22 protein-coding genes are annotated in these 22,744 nt (G+C 57.5%); 6 read left to right on the forward strand and 16 right to left on the reverse strand.

Annotated elements, in window-relative coordinates:
• Positions 1-17: 17 nt before the first annotated feature.
• The 7 genes from AB1287_RS18400 to aspS all read right to left on the reverse strand — a co-directional run bounded on the left by AB1287_RS18400 (position 18) and on the right by aspS (position 6,363).
• Positions 18-926, reverse strand: coding sequence for a DUF7164 domain-containing protein (locus AB1287_RS18400; RefSeq protein ID WP_435618704.1), 909 nt, complete (start codon positions 924-926; stop codon positions 18-20).
• 161 nt (positions 927-1,087) lie between these two features.
• The gene (ruvB, locus tag AB1287_RS18405; protein ID WP_435618705.1) at positions 1,088-2,098 is read right to left on the reverse strand and encodes a Holliday junction branch migration DNA helicase RuvB; all 1,011 of its coding nucleotides are present in this window, start codon (positions 2,096-2,098) and stop codon (positions 1,088-1,090) included.
• 8 nt (positions 2,099-2,106) lie between these two features.
• Complete coding sequence (gene ruvA / locus AB1287_RS18410; RefSeq protein WP_312627471.1) at positions 2,107-2,718, reverse strand: Holliday junction branch migration protein RuvA; 612 nt, start codon at positions 2,716-2,718, stop codon at positions 2,107-2,109.
• Positions 2,719-2,803: 85 nt separating this feature from the next.
• Positions 2,804-3,325, reverse strand: a complete 522-nt coding sequence (gene ruvC / locus AB1287_RS18415) for a crossover junction endodeoxyribonuclease RuvC (RefSeq protein ID WP_097163833.1) — start codon at positions 3,323-3,325, stop codon at positions 2,804-2,806.
• Between the two features lie 37 nt (positions 3,326-3,362).
• Positions 3,363-4,103: a YebC/PmpR family DNA-binding transcriptional regulator gene (locus AB1287_RS18420; protein ID WP_435618706.1), complete on the reverse strand. Its 741-nt coding sequence runs from the start codon at positions 4,101-4,103 to the stop codon at positions 3,363-3,365.
• A 27-nt stretch (positions 4,104-4,130) separates the two neighbouring features.
• Positions 4,131-4,574 carry a dihydroneopterin triphosphate diphosphatase gene (gene nudB, locus AB1287_RS18425; protein WP_435618707.1) on the reverse strand — a complete coding sequence of 148 codons (444 nt, stop codon included), beginning with the start codon at positions 4,572-4,574 and terminating at the stop codon, positions 4,131-4,133.
• Between the two features lies 1 nt (position 4,575).
• Positions 4,576-6,363, reverse strand: coding sequence for an aspartate--tRNA ligase (gene aspS, locus AB1287_RS18430; RefSeq protein WP_435618708.1), 1,788 nt, complete (start codon positions 6,361-6,363; stop codon positions 4,576-4,578).
• Positions 6,364-6,607: 244 nt separating this feature from the next.
• Between aspS and AB1287_RS18435 the strand changes: the two genes are divergently transcribed.
• From AB1287_RS18435 to cmoB, 5 genes are read left to right on the forward strand one after another with little or no spacing between them, the layout of a single operon-like run.
• Positions 6,608-7,174: a hydrolase gene (locus AB1287_RS18435; RefSeq protein WP_312627491.1), complete on the forward strand. Its 567-nt coding sequence runs from the start codon at positions 6,608-6,610 to the stop codon at positions 7,172-7,174.
• On the forward strand, positions 7,171-8,112 hold the full coding sequence (locus tag AB1287_RS18440; RefSeq protein ID WP_435618709.1) for a DUF72 domain-containing protein: 942 nt from the start codon (positions 7,171-7,173) through the stop codon (positions 8,110-8,112). The genes AB1287_RS18435 and AB1287_RS18440 overlap by 4 nt, the downstream gene beginning before the upstream one ends.
• 50 nt (positions 8,113-8,162) lie before the next feature.
• Positions 8,163-8,558: an MAPEG family protein gene (locus AB1287_RS18445; protein WP_312627461.1), complete on the forward strand. Its 396-nt coding sequence runs from the start codon at positions 8,163-8,165 to the stop codon at positions 8,556-8,558.
• A gap of 38 nt (positions 8,559-8,596) precedes the next feature.
• Entirely contained in the window at positions 8,597-9,340 is a 744-nt protein-coding gene (gene cmoA / locus AB1287_RS18450) for a carboxy-S-adenosyl-L-methionine synthase CmoA (RefSeq protein ID WP_435618710.1), read from the forward strand.
• On the forward strand, positions 9,337-10,311 hold the full coding sequence (cmoB, locus tag AB1287_RS18455; RefSeq protein WP_312627457.1) for a tRNA 5-methoxyuridine(34)/uridine 5-oxyacetic acid(34) synthase CmoB: 975 nt from the start codon (positions 9,337-9,339) through the stop codon (positions 10,309-10,311). The genes cmoA and cmoB overlap by 4 nt, the downstream gene beginning before the upstream one ends.
• Before the next feature lie 159 nt (positions 10,312-10,470).
• On the opposite strand, the gene cutC is transcribed toward cmoB, so the two are convergent.
• A complete protein-coding gene (gene cutC / locus AB1287_RS18460; RefSeq protein WP_435618711.1) occupies positions 10,471-11,217 on the reverse strand; it encodes a copper homeostasis protein CutC in 747 nt (248 codons plus the stop codon).
• A 66-nt stretch (positions 11,218-11,283) separates the two neighbouring features.
• A complete protein-coding gene (locus AB1287_RS18465) occupies positions 11,284-11,856 on the reverse strand; it encodes a VOC family protein (RefSeq protein ID WP_312627455.1) in 573 nt (190 codons plus the stop codon).
• Between the two features lie 187 nt (positions 11,857-12,043).
• Here AB1287_RS18465 and argS point away from each other — a divergent pair, with 187 nt between their 5' ends.
• Positions 12,044-13,777: an arginine--tRNA ligase gene (gene argS, locus AB1287_RS18470; RefSeq protein WP_435618712.1), complete on the forward strand. Its 1,734-nt coding sequence runs from the start codon at positions 12,044-12,046 to the stop codon at positions 13,775-13,777.
• Between the two features lie 72 nt (positions 13,778-13,849).
• On the opposite strand, the gene AB1287_RS18475 is transcribed toward argS, so the two are convergent.
• From AB1287_RS18475 to AB1287_RS18505, 7 genes are all read right to left on the reverse strand, one after another.
• Entirely contained in the window at positions 13,850-14,989 is a 1,140-nt protein-coding gene (locus tag AB1287_RS18475) for a glycoside hydrolase family 105 protein (RefSeq protein ID WP_435618713.1), read from the reverse strand.
• A gap of 4 nt (positions 14,990-14,993) precedes the next feature.
• Positions 14,994-16,577 (reverse strand): MFS transporter, encoded by a 1,584-nt coding sequence (locus AB1287_RS18480; protein WP_435618714.1) that lies wholly within the window; start codon positions 16,575-16,577, stop codon positions 14,994-14,996.
• A 256-nt stretch (positions 16,578-16,833) separates the two neighbouring features.
• The gene (gene flhE / locus AB1287_RS18485; RefSeq protein ID WP_312627450.1) at positions 16,834-17,226 is read right to left on the reverse strand and encodes a flagellar protein FlhE; all 393 of its coding nucleotides are present in this window, start codon (positions 17,224-17,226) and stop codon (positions 16,834-16,836) included.
• Positions 17,226-19,304, reverse strand: coding sequence for a flagellar biosynthesis protein FlhA (gene flhA / locus AB1287_RS18490; RefSeq protein WP_312627449.1), 2,079 nt, complete (start codon positions 19,302-19,304; stop codon positions 17,226-17,228). Before flhA ends, flhE begins: the two co-directional genes overlap by 1 nt.
• A complete protein-coding gene (gene flhB / locus AB1287_RS18495; RefSeq protein ID WP_435618715.1) occupies positions 19,297-20,451 on the reverse strand; it encodes a flagellar biosynthesis protein FlhB in 1,155 nt (384 codons plus the stop codon). Before flhB ends, flhA begins: the two co-directional genes overlap by 8 nt.
• 115 nt (positions 20,452-20,566) lie before the next feature.
• Positions 20,567-21,334 (reverse strand): 3-hydroxybutyrate dehydrogenase, encoded by a 768-nt coding sequence (locus AB1287_RS18500; RefSeq protein WP_312627446.1) that lies wholly within the window; start codon positions 21,332-21,334, stop codon positions 20,567-20,569.
• Between the two features lie 11 nt (positions 21,335-21,345).
• On the reverse strand, positions 21,346-22,740 hold the full coding sequence (locus tag AB1287_RS18505) for a GntP family permease (protein WP_312627444.1): 1,395 nt from the start codon (positions 22,738-22,740) through the stop codon (positions 21,346-21,348).
• Positions 22,741-22,744 lie beyond the last annotated feature (4 nt).

Consider the following 22,744-nt stretch of genomic DNA (forward strand, 5'->3'; position numbering starts at 1 on the left):
ACTCGTTGCCGGGCATATCATTCATAACCATATCCCGCTAACACTTTCAGCGCATTGATGTCCATCTTCGCAATCCACAGGCAATACTCCCCCACACGACGCCGATCGAGTTCGTCCGGCTGAATAGCGTCGTATTCCCCCTGGCGATATTTATATTTTGAGAAGCACGTGCTGCCCGCTGTCGCGTGAATATGCAACGTCAGTCCGTCAATGAATCCATCGTTATTGCTTTCCATATCCAGAACACGTTCGCGACAATTTTGCAGGTAGTCGCCCCAGCGCTCATTGGCCGCTATCTCCGCGGCATACATTGATAAGACGCTTCTGTACCATCCCGGCCAGGTTCCCCAATTCGCTTTGTCCGGGCCAAAATCCTCTGCCAGCATTCTTGCCCAGTGCATCTGGCGATCGAGAAACGCAATCATCTTGTCGCTGTCGAGCATAACGGAATGACCACAGCCAAAACGGTGATCGTGTCGGACATTGTGACGCTTGCAAAAATCGAGCATTTTCTCTCTGAAATCTGCCCGGAAGTGATAATTTCCTCGCCCATGAACCGGGTAAATCGGCTCAAAATCAGCCAGATAATGCGTCAGAAAAACGTCCGCATCGGTTCTCAGCAGCCAGCGATACTGGCGCAGAAGATCGTTTATATGTGCTCCGCTCAGGCAGGCGATAGAGTTGATGAAGTGATAGTTTTCAAACAACGGTTCAGTCTGAGAGTAAGGCAGAACGGGAAGCGTAATCAGGCCCGGTTCATCCGGAAAGGTACCCCTCAGTGCCGGATGATGTGCGATGACCAGATCTGAACGTTTCCAGCATCCGCTGTAGATCCAGCTTTTATAAAGCCAGGTGAACTCCTCGCGCATTGCTGGCGTATCGTCAATGTAGGTGATGATACCGAGAGATTTACTGCCTGTTTCCATAATATGCTCCCGCCCACGGGGCGAATCTTTTCAGAAGGCGGGAATTATAATAACAATGCGCAGGCGACAGCAGGCATGAGCGAATTGCGCCGCAGAAATCAGATTTCAGCAGCAGCAGTATTCTTAGATGGGTGGCCCGTAGAGGCAGCTGAAAGCCGCCGTTAAGGCATTTCCGGGGGCGTGATGCCGAAGTGATTCCAGGCGCGGACAGTCGCCATACGACCGCGCGGCGTGCGCTGGATAAAGCCCTGCTGAATCAGGTACGGCTCCAGCACGTCTTCTATCGTTTCACGCTCTTCACCGATTGCCGCCGCCAGGTTATCCAGCCCCACCGGGCCGCCGAAGAATTTGTCGATCACCGCCAGCAGCAGTTTGCGGTCCATGTAGTCGAAGCCTTCCGCATCGACGTTCAGCATGTCCAGCGCCTGGGCGGCAATCTCCAAAGAGATGGTGCCATCGTGGCGTACTTCGGCGAAGTCGCGCACGCGCCGCAGCAGGCGGTTAGCGATACGCGGCGTGCCACGCGCGCGACGGGCGACTTCCAGCGCGCCTTCATCGCTCATCTCAAGCCCCATAAAGCGGGCGCTGCGCCCGACGATATGCTGTAAATCCGGCACCTGATAAAACTCGAGGCGCTGCACGATGCCGAAGCGGTCGCGCAGCGGCGAAGTCAGCGAGCCAGCGCGAGTTGTCGCACCAATCAGGGTAAACGGCGGGAGATCGATTTTAATGGAGCGTGCCGCGGGGCCTTCGCCAATCATGATATCCAGCTGATAATCTTCCATCGCCGGATAGAGCACTTCTTCGACAACCGGAGAAAGACGGTGAATTTCGTCGATGAACAGCACGTCGTGCGGTTCGAGGTTGGTCAGCATCGCCGCCAGATCGCCCGCCTTTTCCAGCACCGGGCCGGAGGTGGTGCGCAGGTTAACGCCCATTTCGTTGGCGACGATATTGGCAAGGGTTGTTTTACCGAGCCCCGGCGGGCCGAAAATCAGCAGATGATCGAGCGCTTCACCGCGCAGCTTCGCCGCCTGAATAAAGATTTCCATCTGCGAGCGCACCTGCGGCTGGCCGATATACTCTTCCAGCAGCTTCGGGCGAATCGCACGATCGACAACGTCATCAGGGGTAATACTGCCTGCGGAGACCAGGCGGTCAGCTTCAATCATCCGTTACCTCACATCGCGGCGCGAAGCGCGTCGCGGATTAGCGTTTCACTGCTGGCATCCGGCGTGGCAATTTTGCTCACCATCCGGCTGGCTTCCTGTGGTTTATAGCCCAGCGCCACCAGCGCAGCAACCGCTTCCTGTTCGGCATCGTCCGAAGCCTGGCTTGCCGGAGAGGTCAGTACCAGATCGGCGGCTGGCGTAAACAGGTCGCCGTGCAGACCTTTGAAGCGGTCCTTCATTTCCACCACCAGACGCTCGGCGGTTTTCTTCCCGATGCCCGGCAGTTTCACCAGCGCAGCGGAATCTTCACGCTCTACAGCGTTCACAAACTGCGGAGCCGACATGCCGGAAAGGATCGCCAGCGCCAGCTTTGGCCCAACGCCGTTGGTTTTAATCAACTCTTTAAACAGCGTGCGCTCTTGCTTGTTGTTGAAACCAAACAGCAGCTGCGCGTCTTCACGCACCACGAAGTGGGTGAAGATGATGGCCTCTTTGCCCTGATCCGGCAGCTCGTAGAAACAGGTCATCGGCATATGCACTTCATAGCCCACGCCGCCCGCCTCCAGTAAAACCAGCGGGGGTTGTTTTTCAATGATGATGCCTCTGAGTCTGCCGATCACGTGACGCTCCTGCGTATTGAGAGTTAAAGCCAATGCGCTATCATAAAAAAAGGCTGGATGAATATCCAGCCTCTATTCGCTTATTCTAGCGTAATCTTCCGCGCGCCAGGTTGAGCCTTGATTCACTCATCTGCATCGCATTCTGGCTGATGTGGCAATGCGTAATGGCAATCGCCAGCGCATCGGCGGCATCCGCCTGCGGGTTAGCCGGAAGCTTAAGCAAGGTACGCACCATGTGCTGCACCTGGCTCTTTTCCGCGCCGCCGTTGCCGACGACGGTTTGCTTCACCTGGCGGGCTGCGTACTCAAACACAGGAAGATCCTGGTTTACCGCCGCAACAATCGCCACACCCCGCGCCTGGCCAAGCTTCAGCGCAGAGTCGGCGTTCTTCGCCATAAACACCTGTTCGATGGCGAAAAAATCCGGCTGGAACTGGGTGATGATTTCCGACACGCCAGCGTAAATCAGCTTCAGGCGCGACGGCAGATCTTCCACTTTGGTGCGAATACAGCCGCTGCCAAGGTAGGTTAGCTGCCGTCCAACCTGGCGAATAACGCCGTAACCGGTCACGCGTGAGCCCGGGTCAATGCCGAGAATGATCGCCATCACGCGTCTCCGGTCAGGTCAGATTGACAGTGCGCCATTACAGCGTAGCCGCCACCTCATCAGAGATCTCGCCGTTGTGGTAGACTTCCTGCACGTCGTCACAGTCTTCCAGCATGTCGATCAGGCGCAGCAGTTTTGGTGCGGTTTCCGCGTCCATGTCCGCTTTGGTGGATGGAATCATGGAGACTTCAGCGTTGTCCGCTTTCAGGCCAGCCGCTTCCAGCGCGTCTCGCACTGCACCCATTTCTTCCCACGCGGTGTACACGTCAATCGCGCCGTCGTCGAAGGTCACAACGTCTTCCGCACCCGCTTCCAGCGCCGCTTCCATGATCGCGTCTTCGTCGCCCTGCTCGAAGGAAATCACGCCTTTTTTGCTGAACAGGTATGCCACAGAACCATCGGTGCCAAGGTTGCCGCCGGTTTTGGTGAAGGCGTGACGCACTTCGGCAACGGTACGGTTACGGTTGTCAGACAGGCATTCCACCATTACCGCGGTGCCGCCAGGGCCGTAACCTTCATAAATGATGGTTTCCATGTTCGCGTCTTCATCGCCGCCCACGCCGCGTGCGATTGCACGGTTCAGGGTGTCACGCGTCATGTTATTGGACAGCGCTTTGTCGATGGCCGCACGCAGACGTGGGTTAGAGCCCGCATCGCCGCCGCCCAGACGCGCAGCGGTAACCAGCTCGCGAATGATTTTGGTGAAGATCTTACCGCGCTTGGCATCCTGTGCCGCTTTGCGGTGCTTGGTGTTGGCCCATTTACTATGACCTGCCATAAAAATATTCTCCGAAAAGAGCGACCCTCAGGCCGCTTTAATTACAAATTCTTCAATCGCCTGCCGGTTGCTCCACGATTTGGTGAGTGCGGCGGCCTCAGCCGCGGCAACCCAGCGCCAGGCGAGATGTTCACTGATCTCTGGCTGACGTTCGTGAGGCAGCGCAAGACAGAACCACGATTCCGTATTGCGCTCAGTGCCCGGAGCATAGCGATGACGTAAATGCGTAAAGATTTCAAACTCCACCGTGCGCTGACAGTCGATTAAGGCCAGCTGCTCGTCGGCAACGTCAATGGCGACCTCTTCCTTTACTTCACGCACGGCGGCCTGCAACGCGGTTTCACCTTCTTCAAGGCTGCCGGTAACCGACTGCCAGAACGCTGGGTCGTCGCGTCGCTGCAACATCAGCACCCGCTTCGTGTCCTGGGCATAAATCACCACTAAAACAGAAACCGGGCGCTTGAATGTCATTTTACTTGTTCTCCGCAGACTCTTTTGCCTCTTTCGCCACAACCTGGATACCCAGTTCGCTCAGAGAAGCCGGATTAGCGAAGCTTGGCGCTTCGGTCATCAGGCACGCTGCCGCGGTGGTTTTCGGGAAGGCGATAACATCACGGATGTTGTCGGTGCCGGTCAGCAGCATGGTCAGACGGTCCAGACCAAACGCCAGGCCCGCGTGCGGCGGCGTGCCGTACTTCAGGGCGTCTAACAGGAAGCCGAACTTCTCGCGCTGTTCCTGTTCGTTGATGCCCAGAATGCCGAACACGGTCTGCTGCATTTCACCGCTGTGGATACGGACCGAACCGCCACCCACTTCATAGCCATTAATGACCATATCGTAGGCATTCGCCACGGCGTCTTCAGCAGAGGTTTTCAGCTCAGATGCCGTCATGTCTTTTGGTGACGTGAACGGATGGTGCATCGCGGTCAGGCCGCCTTCGCCGTCGTCTTCGAACATCGGGAAGTCAATAACCCACAGCGGCGCCCATTTGGCTTCGTCAGTGATGCTCAGATCTTTACCGACTTTCAGGCGCAGCGCACCCATCGAGTCTGCAACCACTTTTTTGTTGTCCGCGCCGAAGAAGATCATGTCGCCATCCTGTGCACCGGTGCGGTTCAGGATCTCTTCAATGATTTCAGCGTTGAGGAATTTTGCAACCGGGCTGGTGATGCCTTCCAGACCTTTTGCACGCTCGGTGACTTTAATATAGGCCAGACCTTTCGCGCCGTAGATCTTAATGAAGTTGCCGTAGTCGTCGATCTGCTTACGGCTCAGGCTCGCACCGCCAGGAACGCGCAGTGCGGCAACGCGGCCTTTGGCGTCATTTGCCGGGCCAGCGAACACGGCAAACTCCACGCTTTTCAGCAGGTCAGCAACATCGACCAGCTCCATCGGGTTACGCAGATCTGGCTTATCGGAACCGTAACGACGCTCGGCTTCAGCAAAGGTCATGATCGGGAAATCGCCCAGATCCACGCCTTTGATTTCCTGCCACAGCTGACGCACCATCGCTTCCATCACTTCACGCACCTGTGGGGCAGTCATGAAGGACGTTTCAACGTCGATCTGAGTAAATTCAGGCTGGCGGTCGGCGCGCAGGTCTTCGTCACGGAAGCATTTCACAATCTGATAATAGCGATCGAAACCGGACATCATCAGCAGCTGTTTGAACAGCTGAGGAGACTGTGGCAGCGCATAGAACTTGCCTTTGTGCACGCGGGATGGCACCAGATAGTCACGCGCGCCTTCCGGCGTGGCTTTGGTCAGCATCGGGGTTTCGATATCGAGGAAACCGTGGTCATCCATAAAGCGGCGCACGAAGCTGGTGATTTTGGCGCGAGTCTTCAGGCGGTTTGCCATTTCCGGACGACGCAGGTCGAGATAGCGGTACTTCAGACGCGCTTCTTCGGTGTTAACGTGGTTAGAATCGAGCGGCAGAGCGTCTGAACGGTTGATGATCTCGAGGTCAGATGCCAGCACTTCGATTTCGCCTGTCGCCATATCGGCGTTGACGTTTTTCGCATCACGCGCACGCACGGTGCCGGTGACTTTAATGCAGAACTCATTACGCAGTTCGGAAGCCAGCTTTAGGGCTTCGGCCGTGTCCGGATCGAAAAACACCTGCACGATGCCTTCGCGGTCACGCATATCGATGAAGATAAGGCTGCCGAGATCACGGCGGCGGTTGACCCAACCACACAGAGTCACCTGCTGCCCAACGTGGGACTGACGCAGCTGCCCGCAATATTCTGTACGCATGAGAGTTCCCTTAACTTAGCCGCAGGCACACCTGTCGCAGCTTTAGCTGAATGTCACAACTGGATGAAAAAAGGGGGCTATTATACTGGAAATTCTGGCTCAGGATAAGTCCGTCGCGCACCAGGCGCACGTTTGCTGTACGCTCTTCGTGCCTGCTCACAAAAATTAACAATTTTGTGACGCGGCCAGGACGCCTCTCAGCGTATGGTTAGCGGCCTAATCAAGTGATTTAACGGGGATGATGATGATTGAACTGAACGCAAAAAAAACCGCGCTGGTCGTGATTGATCTTCAGGAAGGCATTCTGCCTTTCGCGGGCGGACCGCACACGGCTGACGACGTGGTCGCGAAATCGGCGAAGCTCGCCGAGAAATGTCGCGCGCAGGGATCGCCCGTTGTCATGGTCCGCGTCGGCTGGTCTGCTGATTTCGCCGAAGCGTTGAAGCAGCCTGTGGATGCCCAGGCTGCCGCTCATGCGCTGCCAGACAACTGGTGGACATACCCGCAGGCGCTGGGTAAAAAAGAGAGTGATATTGAAGTAACCAAGCGTCAGTGGGGCGCGTTCTACGGCACCGACCTGGAGCTGCAGCTGCGTCGTCGCGGAATCGACACCATTATTCTCTGCGGCATTTCCACCAATATCGGCGTGGAATCCACCGCCCGCAACGCGTGGGAACTGGGCTTTAACTTAGTGATTGCCGAAGATGCGTGCAGCGCAGCAAGCGCCGACCAGCATCAGGGCAGTATGAAAAACATCTTCCCGCGTCTGGGTCGCGTGCGCAGCACAGAGGAAATTATCTCTTCCCTATGAGTAACTCTAAGATTTTCGCGTTGCAGAAAGGCGGCAAACCTGTACATCCCCGGGAGCTTACTGAAGTAAGTGACCGGGGTGAACAGGAGCAGCCAACGCATTTGCAGCGTGAAAAGCGACGAGTTTATATCGGCCTGCCGCAATGGTCGCACCCTAAATGGGTGCGCCTTGGCATCACCAGCCTCGAAGAGTACGCCCGCCACTTTAACTGTGTGGAGGGTAACACCACGCTCTATGCCCTGCCCCGCGCAGAAATCGTTCAGCGCTGGCGCGAGCAAACCACCGACGCGTTTCGTTTCTGCTTTAAATTCCCGGCAACGATAAGCCATCAGGCCTCGCTCAGGCATTGCGACGATTTAACGGCCGAATTTTTCGATCGCATGCATCCGCTGGCTAACCGCATCGGTCAGTACTGGCTGCAGCTGCCCGCCACGTTTTCACCGGCTGATTTGCCGGTGCTGTGGCAGTTTCTTGATACGTTACCGAAGGAGTTCACCTACGGGGTGGAAGTCCGCCATCAACGCTTTTTCACCAAAGGCGAAGAGGAGAAGCAGCTCAACCGCGGTCTGCACGAGCGCGGCGTGAATCGGGTGATACTCGACAGCCGACCGGTTCACAGCGCCGTTCCGCACAGTGAAGCCATCATTGAAGCCCAGCGCAAAAAACCGAAGGTGCATGTTCATGCCGTGGTGACGGCGCAAAATCCGATGGTGCGCTTTATCGGCAGCGACAACATGCTGCAAAACCGTGAACTGTTTGCCGTCTGGCTGAAAGCGCTGCCAAAGTGGGCGGCCAGCACTACGCCGTACCTTTTCCTGCACACACCGGATATAGCTCAGGCGCCAGAACTGGTGGACACCCTGTGGGCAGATTTACGGCAGGCTCTGCCGGAGATTGGCCCGGCCCCCTCCATCCCGCAGCAAACTTCGCTTTTTTGAGTTATTCTTCCTGCCAGAATCAGAGCCATCAGTCAGTAAAGGGAGTTTGTATGGTTAGCGCGCTTTACGCCGTATTAGGTGCGTTGCTGTTAATTAAGTTTTCTTTCGACGTGGTTCGCCTGCGCCAGCAGTATCGCGTCGCCTACGGTGACGGCGGCTTCAGCGAACTGCAAAGCGCCATCCGCATTCACGGTAACGCGGTGGAATATATCCCCATTGGCCTGCTGTTGCTGCTGTTTATGGAGATGAATGGCGCGGAAACCTGGATGGTGCACGTCTGCGGGCTGCTGCTGATTGCCGGACGCCTGATGCACTATTACGGCTTCCACCATCGACTGTTTCGCTGGCGACGCTCTGCGATGAGCGCCACCTGGTGTTCGCTTGTGCTGATGGTGCTGGCAAACCTCTGGTATCTGCCCTGGGAGTTGGTTTTCTCCCTGCGTTAGCGCACAATACGCCGTTTTTTATTTTCTGGAATCACGTTATGCCCCATCGCGACACGCTTTTTTCTGCTCCGATCGCAAGCCTGGGCGACTGGACCTTTGATGAACGGGTAGCCGAAGTCTTCCCCGACATGATCCAGCGTTCCGTACCGGGCTACTCCAATATCATTTCGATGATAGGCATGCTGGCGGAGCGTTTTGTTCAGCCCGACACGCAGGTGTATGACCTCGGCTGCTCTCTCGGCGCCGCAACCCTGTCGATTCGCCGCAATATCGCCGCTGAAGGCTGTAAAATCATCGGCGTCGATAACTCCCCGGCAATGGTCGAGCGCTGCCGTCGTCATATTGATGCTTATAAAGCCCCGACGCCGGTGGAAATTATTGAAGGCGACATTCGCGACGTTCAGATTGAGAACGCGTCGATGGTCGTGCTCAACTTCACCCTGCAATTCCTGGAACCCGCAGAGCGCCAGGCGCTGCTGACGAAAATCTGTCAGGGTCTCAATCCGGGCGGTGCGCTGGTGCTGTCAGAGAAATTCAGCTTCGAAGATCAGAAAGTGGGCGAACTGCTGTTCAACATGCATCATGACTTCAAGCGGGCGAATGGCTACAGCGAGCTGGAGATCAGCCAGAAGCGCAGCATGCTGGAAAACGTGATGCTTACCGATTCAGTGGAAACCCATAAAGCGCGCCTGCATACCGCCGGGTTTGCCCACAGCGAGCTATGGTTCCAGTGCTTTAACTTCGGTTCGCTGGTCGCGCTGAAAGCCGGAGCGGACGAATGATCGAGTTTGGCAATTTCTATCAGCTGATCGCCAAAGATCCGCTGCTCTCCCGCTGGCTGGAAACGCTGCCTGCCCAGATTGGCGCCTGGCAGCGTGAAGGCGTCCACGGTCTGATGAAGCAGTGGTCACGCGCCGTAGAGTTTATGCCGGAAATTCAGCCGTGGAAGCTGGATTTGCTGCACAGCGTCACCGCGGAAAGCGAAACGCCGTTAAGCGAAGGCCAGAAGACGCGCATGGAAGTGCTGCTGCGCAACCTGATGCCGTGGCGCAAAGGGCCATTTTCACTGTACGGCGTTGATATCGACACCGAATGGCGCTCCGACTGGAAATGGGATCGCGTGCTGCCTCATCTGTCTGATTTAACCGGCCGCACCATTCTCGACGTGGGCTGCGGCAGCGGTTATCACATGTGGCGCATGATTGGCGCAGGCGCGAAGCTCGCGGTCGGTATCGACCCGACTCAGCTTTTCCTCTGTCAGTTCGAAGCGGTGCGTAAGCTGCTGGGCAACGATCAGCGCGCGCACCTGTTGCCGCTCGGCATTGAACAGCTCCCTGCGCTTAATGCGTTTGATACCGTCTTCTCGATGGGCGTGCTGTATCACCGCCGATCGCCGCTTGAGCACCTGTGGCAGCTAAAAGACCAGCTGGTCAGCGAAGGCGAGCTGGTGCTGGAAACGCTGGTTGTCGAAGGCGATGAAAACACCGTGCTGGTACCGGGTGACCGCTACGCACAGATGCGCAACGTCTACTTCATTCCGTCGGCTCCGGCGCTGAAGCAGTGGCTGGAAAAATGCGGGTTTGTTGACGTGCGAATTGTGGACATGAACGTCACCAGCACCGAAGAGCAGCGACGCACCGAGTGGATGGTCACCGAGTCGCTCGCCGACTTCCTCGACCCGAACGACAACAGCAAAACCATTGAAGGCTACCCTGCTCCGCTGCGGGCGGTGATTGTGGCGAAAAAGCCATAAATTACCGGATGGCACTTTCGCTTATCCAGCCTACCGATTCGTACTTGTAGGCCCGTGCAAGCTAAGCGCCGCCGGGCATCAGATAAAAAAAGGCCCCTGTTAATGGCAGGGGCCTGGTACAAATAAGCATCACATTGGGCGACATGATGCACGGTAAAATCACTGTGGCTTGTAGCGGTCAACGATCGCCTTCATCTCCGCTACCGATTCGCCGTTGACGGCGTATCGTGAATACTCATCTGCCGTCGGGTCTGTCGACATCGATAATCCCGGATTGCGGTACTGCATCGCCGAAGGCACCCACTGCCCGGCAGAGCTGTGAACCTCTCGTATTCCTGCATCAAGGAACAACGCCAGATTACCGGCGCGCACGCCAGCACCTGCCATAATGATTGGAGCATCACTGCGGGTAATAAGTTCCCGAAGAAGTGAAAGTCCTTTTTCCGCCGACGGCTGCTGCCCTGAGGTCAGCACACGCGCCACCCCAAGTTCAGCCAGATTATCAAAGGCCTGCTGCGGATCCGCGCACATATCAAACGCGCGATGAAAAGTGACGGCCAGATCGCCTGCGGCTTCCATTACCTGACGCATACGTGATATATCCACACTGCCTTGCGCATCCAGAATACCGATCACCAGCCCCGGAAAGCCAAGCTCACGCACCGTACGGACGTCTTCGAGCATGGCGGCAAATTCGCCGTCGGTGTAGCAAAAATCGCCGCCGCGCGGGCGAATAATCGGGTGCACGGGAATCGTCACCTGCTGGCGCACCGATTTCAGCACGCCCAGCGACGGCGTCAGGCCCCCTTCCAGCGGCGCGGCGCACAGCTCAATGCGGTCTGCGCCTCTGTTCTGCGCCTCACGCGCACACTCCATGCTGTAACAGCACACTTCCAGCAAAGCCATTCCCTTCTCCTTTTCTGACGGGTGCGACATCATGACACACTCTTTTGGCGCAGATGCCGCGTAAGCTCACATTGTTGTATCGCCTGCTTCGCTGGCAACAATCTCTTCAATGGACCACGGGTGGAATTTGATCGTTACTTTGCCGTCTGTCACCGCAAGCGTTGGGTTCGGCAGGCGTTCACGTTCACCTTTTGGTGAACTGGTTTTGACGAAAATACCCGGCTGGCTTAATCCCTCATCGGAGAGCAGCGCCAGCGCCCGCGCGTTCAGCGTTTCCGGCTCACCGGGCAGAACGATTTCGATGTGTTCCCAGCCTTCATGCGGATAGCGCTTTTCACCCGGCCACGGCAGCTCAACAACCGTGAACTGCCAGTGCGCCACGCAAACCGGCTCATGCAATTTGAACAGGCAAATAGGACGACCGTTGATAATGTTCTCAGACAGCAGTTCGCCACACTGTTCAAAACCGTTACGCCAGCGTTCCGCCGTGGCGTTCTGGTGGCAGCGCAGCGAGATGTGGTCTGCGTTCAGCGGGCCGGTTTCCAGCCCAAGGCGGGCCGTCAGTTCATGCAGCGCCTGCTCAAAACGCGGCAAGTCCGCGTGAATATCCTGTAGAGCCTCGATTGTTTGCCAGTTCACATACTCACCTTTGCTTTGTTTTGCAGGCCGCTAATTTAACCTGTTGTACTGGCACAACCAACTGCTGATTAACCCACCGCGCCAGGGCTGACGGCATGGTGCAAATGCAGTATACTGTCGGGCTTAATTTCTCCCCATTTCGGCGCTGCCTGCGCTTTCGCGCAGCGCCATAACGTAAGGTATTCCGGTGAATATTCAGGCTCTTCTCTCAGAAAAAGTCAGTCAGGCGATGATTGCGGCAGGTGCACCTGCCGATTGCGAACCGCAGGTTCGTCAGTCAGCCAAAGTTCAGTTCGGCGACTATCAGGCCAACGGCATGATGGCCGTTGCCAAAAAACTGGGCATGGCGCCACGACAGCTTGCAGAGCAGGTTCTGACCCACCTCGATCTCAGCGGCATCGCCAGCAAGGTTGAAATTGCCGGTCCGGGCTTTATTAATATTTTCCTCGATCCGGCGTTTCTGGCCCAGGGCGTAAACGATGCGCTGAAATCCGATCGTCTTGGCGTGGCAAAGCCTGAAGCCCAGACCATCGTTATCGACTACTCTGCGCCGAACGTAGCCAAAGAAATGCACGTCGGTCACCTGCGTTCCACCATTATCGGCGATGCTGCCGTCCGTACTCAGGAATTCCTCGGCCATAAAGTGATCCGCGCCAACCACGTCGGCGACTGGGGTACCCAGTTCGGGATGCTGATTGCCTGGCTGGAAAAACAGCAGCAGGACAACGCCGGTGAAATGGCGCTGGCCGATCTCGAAGGCTTCTACCGTGATGCGAAAAAGCACTACGACGAAGATGAAGCCTTTGCCGAGCGCGCCCGTAACTACGTGGTGAAATTGCAGGGCGGCGATGCGTACTTCCTCGAGATGTGGCGCAAGCTGGTCGACATCACCATGACGCAAAACCAGATCACCTACGATCGCCTGAACGTCACCCTCACCCGCGACGACGTCATGGGTGAAAGCCTGTACAACCCCATGCTGCCGGGCATTGTGGCAGACCTGAAGGCCAAAGGCCTGGCGGTTGAGAGCGAAGGCGCGACCGTGGTGTTCCTTGATGAGTACAAAAACAAGGACGGCGACCCGATGGGCGTCATCATCCAGAAAAAGGATGGCGGCTACCTCTACACCACCACCGATATCGCCTGCGCGAAATATCGCTATGAAAACCTGCATGCCGATCGCGTGCTCTATTACATCGACTCGCGCCAGCACCAGCACCTGATGCAGGCCTGGACCATCGTACGTAAAGCCGGTTACGTGCCGGAAAGCGTGCCGCTGGAGCACCACATGTTCGGCATGATGCTGGGCAAAGACGGCAAGCCGTTCAAAACCCGCGCCGGTGGCACCGTGAAGCTCGCCGATCTGCTGGACGAAGCGCTCGAACGAGCCCGCAAACTGGTTGCCGAGAAAAACCCGGACATGCCGGCCGACGAGCTGGAAAAACTGGCCAATACCGTCGGTATCGGCGCGGTGAAATACGCGGATCTCTCCAAAAACCGCACCACCGATTACGTGTTCGACTGGGACAACATGCTGGCATTCGAAGGCAATACCGCGCCGTACATGCAGTACGCCTACACCCGCGTGCTGTCCGTATTCCGTAAAGCGGAGCTGGATGAGAGCGCCATCGTCAACGTCGGCGTAGTCATTACCGAAGATCGCGAAGCCCAGCTGGCTGCGCGCCTGCTGCAGTTCGAAGAAACCCTGAACGTGGTTGCCCGTGAAGGTACGCCGCACGTGATGTGCGCATACCTCTACGATCTGGCCGGTCTTTTCTCCGGCTTCTACGAGCATTGCCCGATTCTGAGCGCTGAAAGCGAAGAAGTGCGTAACAGTCGCCTCAAGCTGGCGCTGCTGACCGCGAAAACGCTGAAGCTTGGTCTGGATACCCTCGGTATCGAAACCGTAGAGCGGATGTAACAACCCATTACCCGGTGGCGCAGGCTTACCGGACCCGCAAAAAACCGGCATTCGTTGCCGGTTTTTTTATGTTCAGAAATACTTCCGCAAATATTCCGTCAGGCAAAGGATCGCCATCGCCTGACCATAGGGCATCGAGGTGAGCGGGATCTGGCGGTAAAAGTCCAGATTGCTACCCATCCCGGTGCCAAACGACGTCTGCAGCAGCTCCCCTTCCGGTGAGATATTCGCCACAATGCCGCGAATCGCTTTCTCAGCCACTTCCGCGTATTCCCCGGTCACGTAGCGCTTGCGCACCGATTTCAGAATGCCGTAAGCAAAGCCCGCCGTGGCGGAAGCCTCAAGATAGGAGTGCGGGTCGTCGAGCAGCGTATGCCACAGACCGCTGTCATCCTGGCACTTCGCCAGCGCGGCAATCTGTGCATTCAGCACCTGCACCAGGTAACGGTGCACGGCGTTGTTTTCCGGGAGATCCACAAGCTCAAGAAAATCCGGAATGACGATGGTCAGCCAGCTGTTGCCCCTGGCCCAGCGCGCATTAGCAAAGTTATGTTTCCCGTCGTAGCTCCAGCCGTGGAACCAGAGCCCCGTCTGCTTGTCCATCAGGTTTTGCACGTGCAGCAGAAACTGATAGACCGCCTCCTCCACGTATTCCGGCTTATTCAGCAGCTTGCCGATTTTCGCCAGCGGCAGAACGGTCATCATCAGCGTGTCATCCCACATCTGCTGATGGTTTTCTTCCGCCAGGGTGATGTGCTGCATCCCGCCGTGCCCGGTGCGCGGCATGTCGTACATCGCCCACTCCGCCCAGCTTCCGAGCCACGGCAGATACTGTGGATTTTTTGTCTCCTCGTAGCGCCAGGCCAGCGTCAGGAACGGCGCCATGGTATTGACGTTTTTGGTGGTTGCCCCTTCGGCAAAACGGTCAGCAAACCAGCCGTCGATGATGTCACGCATCTGCTCATCACCGGTTTGCTGAAAATACTGGTGAATGCCGTAGAGCCCGACGCCGTGGGTCCACTCCCACCCCGCCCAGCCTTTGGTGTCAATCACCCGCCCATCGTCAAGGCGCAGCAGGAACGCCCCACTCTCATCCTTGATGTTGACCAGATTGTGCGTGACCTTCTGGATCAGCGCTTTCAGTTCGTCCCGGGCGATAAAGCGCTCCGGCTGACGCAGTAATGGGCTGTGTTTGACAGGCCAGACTTTCATTTCGTTAACCTCTGTTATATGTCGAATTGAGTGGCGCACCCTGCTTCAGCCCCGGGGCCGCAGGCTTGTTGCGATTCAGATAGCCAATATTGTTGTTGCCCCACAGCGAGTCGAACGGCATACCGGCCAGCATCTCCACGGTAGCCCTTGCTTCAGGCGTTGCCGCTTCGGCAAAGGCATGCCCGGACGCGCGCATTTTGGCGGTCTCTTCGCGCAGGACGCTGTGGGTTTGCAGATTCAGCTTAAAGCGCAGCGAGACCAGGAAACCGCAAATCAGTACCGCGATGGTGCCAAAGCTCAGGATCATCAGAATGGTATGGCTGACTTCCGCAGGCTGCGTTTTCTGCCCGGAGACAAAACCGGAGAGCTGCATAATGATACCCACCAGCATGATGGCGCCGGCCTGCGAAGCCTTGCGGGTCAGCGTCATGATCCCGGCAAAAATGCCCTCGCGGCGCTGGCCGGTGATCACCTCATCCACATCCGCGATGTAGGTATAAGTGTTCCACGGCACATAGTTGATGCCGCCGCGCCCGAGGCCCGCAATCGCCGAAAGCAGCAGCATCAGCGACCAGATGTCGCTTAAGCCCGAGTAATAGAGCACGGCATAGGAGAGCGAACTCAGGCCGAACAGCACCACCACCATCCGGTAGGATGGCGCAGGCCCGAAACGGATGCACAGCGGCATCATGGCGATCACGGCAATGAACTGAAAAATGGCCATCGTGCCCATCAGGCTCGAGGCAACGGAAGCCTCCTGCATCAGCACAAACACCACGTAATAAGTGAACACCGCGTTGAACACGTCCTGGGCGATATAGCCACCGAGATACATGCCCAGATGCTGGCGGAAAATTTTGATGCGCAGCGTCGAAGTGAGCTCAATGATCAAACGATTAAGGCTCTGGCCAAGGCTGAGCTGTTTTTTCTCTTCTTCCGCCTGCAGCGCGGCTTCGCTCCACTCTTCACGCGGGCGCTCCCAGGTAAAGAACCAGACGAAGGTCAGCATCAGCGCGCAGAGCACCGAGAACACCAGGCTTGCGTAGAAGAAGGAAATGGCGTTGTCCTTACCGAACTGCGTCAGCAGAATACCCGGCAGGAAAGAGGCCAGAATTGCCGACATTTGCGCCATCGAAATGCGCGCGCCGGAGAATTTTGTTTTCTGTTTGAAATCGTCGGTCATCTCCGGTACCAGCGTTTCGTACGGCACCAGAATCATGGTGTAGACGATATCAAACAGCAGATAGGTCAGCAGGTAGTACCAGAAGCCCATGTCGCCAACCCACATAAAGGAGTAGCTGAATACGCAGGGAATACCGAGCAGGATAAAGAACTTGCGTCGCCCGAAGCGTTTTCCGGCCCAGGTGGAACCAAAGTTATCCGTCAGGAAGCCCATCAGCGGACTGACTACCGCATCCAGTACCCTGGCGGTGGCGAAGATAAAAGTGGCCTCGATAGGCGAGAGTCCGCAGAAGGTGGTGTAGAAATATAAAAGCCAGGCGGCGGTCAGCGCAGTGGTTCCTGCGCCGAGGAAATCGCCCGACCCGTAGGCGAGATAGTTTGCTAAGCCGATTTTACGTGTTTTCATTTGCCGTCATTCCCGTGTGTGATCAGGAAAACCCGCCTCATCAGTGCTGAGGATGTCCATACACGGCTACAGTAGAGCGTTGCTTTGGGTGAAACCTTTTCATTTTTGCCAGCCCATTGCTGCGGATGGCAAAAACGCAAAGAGTCAAAGAACCTGCCTCACCGATTTATAAAACGGAGTTTCGATTTATTCAAAAGATGAGGTCAAAAATGCGAACCTGCCAGCATAAACACCGCTGACAGGCCGTATGAAAGGATTAGCGGTAATTCACAATCACCTGATTGCTTTGCACGTTCAACGCCGGAATAAGCCTTCCGCCGCCCGGGACCTCCCAGACAAAGCGCAGCGGCTCAGAGGCCGGGATGTTCTGCAGGCCCCACGTATTGCCGCTCTGGCCGTCCAGCTCCACGCAACGGGTTTGCGAGCAGAGCCGCACCCGCAGCCCGGCGGGCGTCGGGCCAATCAGCGTGTAGCGCCAGGCGATCATCGTCACCAGACCGCTCGCAGGCTGAGAAGGCATCAGCGGCGGCGACGACATGGATTCGCCGCGATGGCTGAGAATGATTCCACGGCTGCTGGCCTGCCAGGCACCTTCACCCGTCGCCTGTACGCACAGCGGGAAAAGCAGCAGCCAGAGCAAACGGCGCATTACTTACCTCCGATAGTGGCGGTCATGCGGATCTGACGGTTATCCGACAGCTCCAGGTTCGACAACACCACCAGCTGCGGCAGATTACGGCGCAGGAAGCGGGAAAGCAGCGGCCGCAGCGCATGGTTGACCAGCAGCACCGGCGGCGCACCGAGCATCTCCTGGCGCGACAACGCTTCCTGGGTCTGCGCCAGCAGGCGATCCGCCAGGCCCGGTTCCAGGCCACCGCCGTTTTGCAGCGCCTGAAGCAGCAGGCGCTCCAGCGGCGTATCCAGCCCGATAACCTGCACTTCACCGTTGCCCGGGAACCACTGCTGGGTGATGGCGCGGCCCAGCGCCACGCGCACCACGTTGGTCAGCTCATGCGGGTCGGTCTGCACCGGCGCATGTTCTGCCAGCGTTTCCAGAATGGTACGCATATCGCGAATCGGCACTTTTTCATCCAGTAAGTTCTGCAGGACTTTATGCAGCGTGGTCAGCGTCACCACGCCCGGCACCAGATCTTCAGTCAGCTTCGGCATCTCCTGGGTGACGCGGTCGAGCAGCTGCTGCGCTTCCTGACGCCCGAAGAGTTCCGCAGAGTGCAGGCTAATCAGATGATTGAGGTGCGTGGCAACCACGGTACTGGCCTCAACCACGGTAAAGCCCTGAATTTGCGCCTGCTCTTTGAGCGCGCTTTCAATCCAGATAGCCGCCAGACCAAAGGCCGGGTCAACGGTTGGCTCGCCGGGCAGCGTACCTGCGGCGGTGCCGGGGTTAATCGCCAGCCAGCGCCCCGGATAGGCATCGCCGCTGCCGATATCGACGCCTTTGAGCAAAATACGGTAGCGCGCAGGAGGTAAATCCATATTGTCGCGGATATGAACGACCGGCGGCAGGAAGCCCATCTCCTGAGCAAACTTCTTGCGGATCGAACGAATGCGCCCTAACAGTTCGCCGTCCTGCTGAGAATCGACCATTGGGATCAGGCGATAGCCCACTTCCATCCCCAGCGTGTCTTCCAGCTGCACGTCATTCCACGTGGCTTCAACCGCCTGCGGGTTTTCCTGCGTGCGAACCGGCGCGGCTTCCGCCGGAGCCTGTTGCTCACGCCCGCGAAGCCACCAGGCCAGGCCCAGCAGCGCGGCGGTAAACAGCAGGAAGACAAAGTTTGGCATTCCCGGCACCAGCCCGAGCAAACCGAGCACGGCAGCGCTTAGCAGCATGACGCGCGGATTGCTGAACAGCTGGCCGACCATCTGCTCACCGACGTCCTGATCGGTCGCGACACGGGTGACGATGACGCCCGCAGCGGTGGAGATCACCAGCGCCGGGATCTGTGCGACAAGGCCATCACCGATGGTCAGCAGCGTATAAGACTCTGCGGCATGGCCTAAATCCATTTCGTGTTGCAGAACGCCCACCAGCAGACCGCCAATGACGTTAATCACCATGATCAAAATCCCGGCAATGGCATCGCCGCGTACGAACTTACTCGCACCGTCCATTGAGCCGTAGAAATCCGCTTCCTGGGTCACTTCCGCACGGCGACGTTTGGCGTCATCTTCGCCAATCAGTCCGGCGTTGAGGTCCGCATCAATAGCCATCTGCTTGCCCGGCATCCCGTCCAGCACGAAACGTGCGCCCACTTCGGCGATACGACCCGCACCCTTGGTGATAACCATGAAGTTGATGATAACAAGAATGATGAACACCACGATCCCGATGGCAAAGTTGCCGCCCACCAGGAAGTGGCCGAAGGCCTCAACCACCTTCCCCGCCGCCGCCGCCCCGGTATGCCCTTCCATCAGGATGATGCGGGTTGAGGCCACGTTCAGCGCCAGGCGCAGCAGCGTGGTGAACAGCAAAATGGTCGGGAAGGCGGCAAACTCCAGCGTGCGCTGGGTAAACATCGCCACCAGCAGCACCATAATCGACAGCGCAATGTTAAAGGTAAACAGCAGATCGAGGACGAACGCCGGCAGCGGCAGCACCATCATCGAAAGGATAAGCAGGATCAGCACCGGCCCGGCAAGAACCTGCCATTGGGTGGATTTGAAATTGCCGGGCAGGCGCAGCATTGCGACCAGATTAGCCATCAGTGTCAGTCTCGTTCAAAAAATCCAGTGCGTCAGGCACCGGTAAATTATCAGGTTTCTTCGGCGGCAGACCGCCTGCCAGGCGCCAGCGTTTGAGCTGCCAGACCCAGGCCAGCACTTCCGCTACGGCGGCGTAGAGCGTGCCCGGGATTTGCTGGCCAATTTCGGCATGACGGTAGAGCGCACGCGCCAGCGGCGGCGCCTGTAATACAGGAATACGGTTTTCCTCACCCAGGTCACGAATTTTTAACGCGATAAGCCCGGCCCCTTTGGCGACCACCTTCGGCGCGCTCATCTTGCTTTCTTCATACTTCAGCGCTACCGCGTAGTGGGTCGGGTTCATCACAATCACATCGGCTTTCGGCACGTCCGCCATCATGCGACGGCGCGCAGCGGCACGCTGCATCTGACGAATGCGCCCTTTCACGTGCGGATCGCCTTCGCTCTGCTTGAACTCATCGCGAATATCCTGACGTGACATACGCAGCTTTTTGATGTGGCTGTAAATCTGGAAGAAAACGTCAAAGCCCACCATCGGGATGACGCCCAGCGCCACCAGCAGCGCGCAAAGGCCCACCAGGTTGAGGGCATTGCCCATGGCGGTCATCGGCGATTCGCTGATAAGCCGCATCATGTCCGGCCAGTGAACCCAGACGAACAACCCTGCCACGCAGCCCACCAGCACCGATTTCAAAATGGCTTTCAGCAGCTCGGCCGCCGACTGGGCAGAAAACATGCGCCCAATCCCCGGCAAGGGGTTGAGCTTATCGAATTTAAACGCGAGCGATTTCGGGCTGAACACCAGCCCGCCGAGCATCACCGGGCCGAGGATAGCGACCACCACCACGCCGAAAATCAGCGGCATCAGCGCCAGCATTGCCTGCTTAATCAGCGAAATGATTTGCCCGAGGATCAGGTTTGGATCGCTGACAATGCTGTGGTCGAAGTGCAGGCCCGACGACAGCAGTCCCGCCAGCCTGCGCGCCAGCGCTTCGCCACCGAACCACAGCACGCAGACGCCAACCAGCAAAATTAAGAATGACGTCAGCTCGCGCGATCGCGGAATTTGCCCCTCCTCACGCGCTTTCTCAAGCCGTTGGGGCGTGGGGGCTTCTGTTTTGTCTTCGTTGTCGCTTTCGTCTGCCACAGACAGCATCCTGCAAATACAGTTCTGAGGACATAATGCCAGCGAAGGGAAAGGCCAATGGCCGGAAAAGGAGGTAAATGTGTGGGCTAATGACTGCATTAGCCCACGAAGAGGATTACTGCGCGACCCAGCCGCCGTCCATGTTCCAGGCAGCACCGCGCACCTGTTCGGCGGCGTCGCTGCACAGGAAGCAGGTCAGGCTGCCAAGCTGTTCAGGCGTGACGAACGCTCCGGAAGGCTGCTTCTCACCGAGCAGGCTGTCGCGAGCGGCATCCGGGCTTTCCCCTTTGGCAATTCGGGCATCAATCTGCTGCTGCACCAGCGGCGTCAGTACCCAGCCCGGGCAAAGCGCATTGCTGGTGATGCCCGTTTGCGCCAGCTCCAGCGCGGTGGTTTTGGTGAAGCCCACCACGCCGTGCTTCGCCGCCACGTACGCCGCCTTATTCTTTGAGGCCACCAGTCCATGCACCGAGGCAATGTTAATGATGCGGCCCCAGTTTTTCGCCTTCATGGCGGGCAGCGCAAGCCGCGTCGTGTGAAACACCGCCGATAAATTGATGGCGAGAATGGCGTTCCATTTGTCGACCGGAAACTCATCCACCGGCGCGACGTGCTGGATACCGGCGTTATTCACCAGAATGTCCACCCCGCCGAACTCTTCCCGGGCCCAGGCCATCATCGCCTCTATTTGCCCGGCCGAACTTAAGTCCGCAGGATGATAGCCATACCTCACGCCCAGCCCGTCGAGCTGTGCTTTCGCGCCATCCACGTCGCCAAAGCCGTTGAGAATAACCGCCGCACCCTGTTTTGCCAGCGCGACAGCAATCCCTAATCCAATCCCGCTGGTGGAGCCAGTCACCAACGCAGTTTTGCCTTTCAGCATGTGAAATCTCCTTAAACGATCCCGGTGGTGTAGTAGACGGCAATCACGAACAGCACCGCCAGACTTTTAATCAGGGTGATAGCAAAGATACCGCCGTAGGCCTGGCGATGGCTCAGACCAGTGATGGCGAGCAGAGTAATGACCGCACCGTTATGCGGCAGCGTGTCCATCCCACCGCTCGCCATCGACGCCACGCGATGCAGCACCTCCAGCGGAATATTGGCGGCGTGGGCGGCGGCGATAAACGTATCGGACATCGCCGCCAGCGCAATACTCATCCCGCCGGAAGCGGACCCCGTGATCCCCGCAAGGGTCGTCACGCTGATGGCCTCGTTCAGTAACGGATTAGGGATAGCCGCGAGCCCCTTCGACAGCACCAGGAAACCCGGCAGCGCCGCAATCACCGCGCCGAAACCATATTCCGATGCGGTATTCATTGCCGCCAGAATGGCCCCGGACACCGCCGTTCGGCTACCCTCGGCCATGCGGCCGCGAATATGACGAAAACCGCCAATCAGCACGACCAGAATGCCGATTACCAGAGCCGCTTCCACGGCCCAAATCGCGGTGATTTTTTTCACGTCAGTGTCAATGGGGGCGGCAAGCCCCGGCAGCACCAGTTGATGGGACGCGCCGTACCACTCGGGGATCCAGCGCGTGAACAGCAGGTTAAACAGCCCCACCAGAATCAGTGGCGCAATCGCCAACAGCGGATTGGGCAGATCAATGTTGTCAGGGGTTTCCGGTTCGTTTTGCAGATCCGTGCCATAGCCTTCTCCGCGCGACAGCGCTTTACGACGCTGCACATTGAGATAAAAAAGCCCGACGGCGATAATAAACAGCGAGCCAATCAGCCCAAGCCAGGGCGCGGCCCAGGCGTTAGTACCAAAGAAGCTGGTGGGAATGATGTTCTGGATTTGCGGCGTGCCCGGCAGCGCGTCCATGGTGAAAGAGAATGCGCCCAGCGCGACCGTTGCCGGAATAAGGCGCTTTGGGATGCCGCTCTGACGAAACAGCTCGGCGGCAAAGGGATAAACCGCAAAGGCCACCACGAACAGCGATACTCCGCCGTAAGTCAGCAGAGCACAAACCAGCACGATCGCCGGAATAGCGTGACGGCGCCCCAGAATACGAATGGCAGCGGCAACGATCGAACGCGAGAACCCCGACAGCTCAATCAGCTTGCCAAAAATGGCGCCCAGCAGAAACACCGGGAAGTAGAGCTTCACAAAGCCGACCATTTTTTCCATAAACAGGCCGGTGAACGCCGGGGCGACGGCGCTCGGTTCGGTCAGCAGCACCGCGCCAAGCGCCGCTATCGGGGCAAACAGAATCACGCTGTAGCCGCGATAGGCGGCCAGCATCAGCAGGGCCAGTGCGGCCAGGGCAATCAAAACGCTCATCATCACT

The organism is Scandinavium sp. UTDF21-P1B (assembly GCF_040750395.1).
Lineage (GTDB): Bacteria > Pseudomonadota > Gammaproteobacteria > Enterobacterales > Enterobacteriaceae > Scandinavium.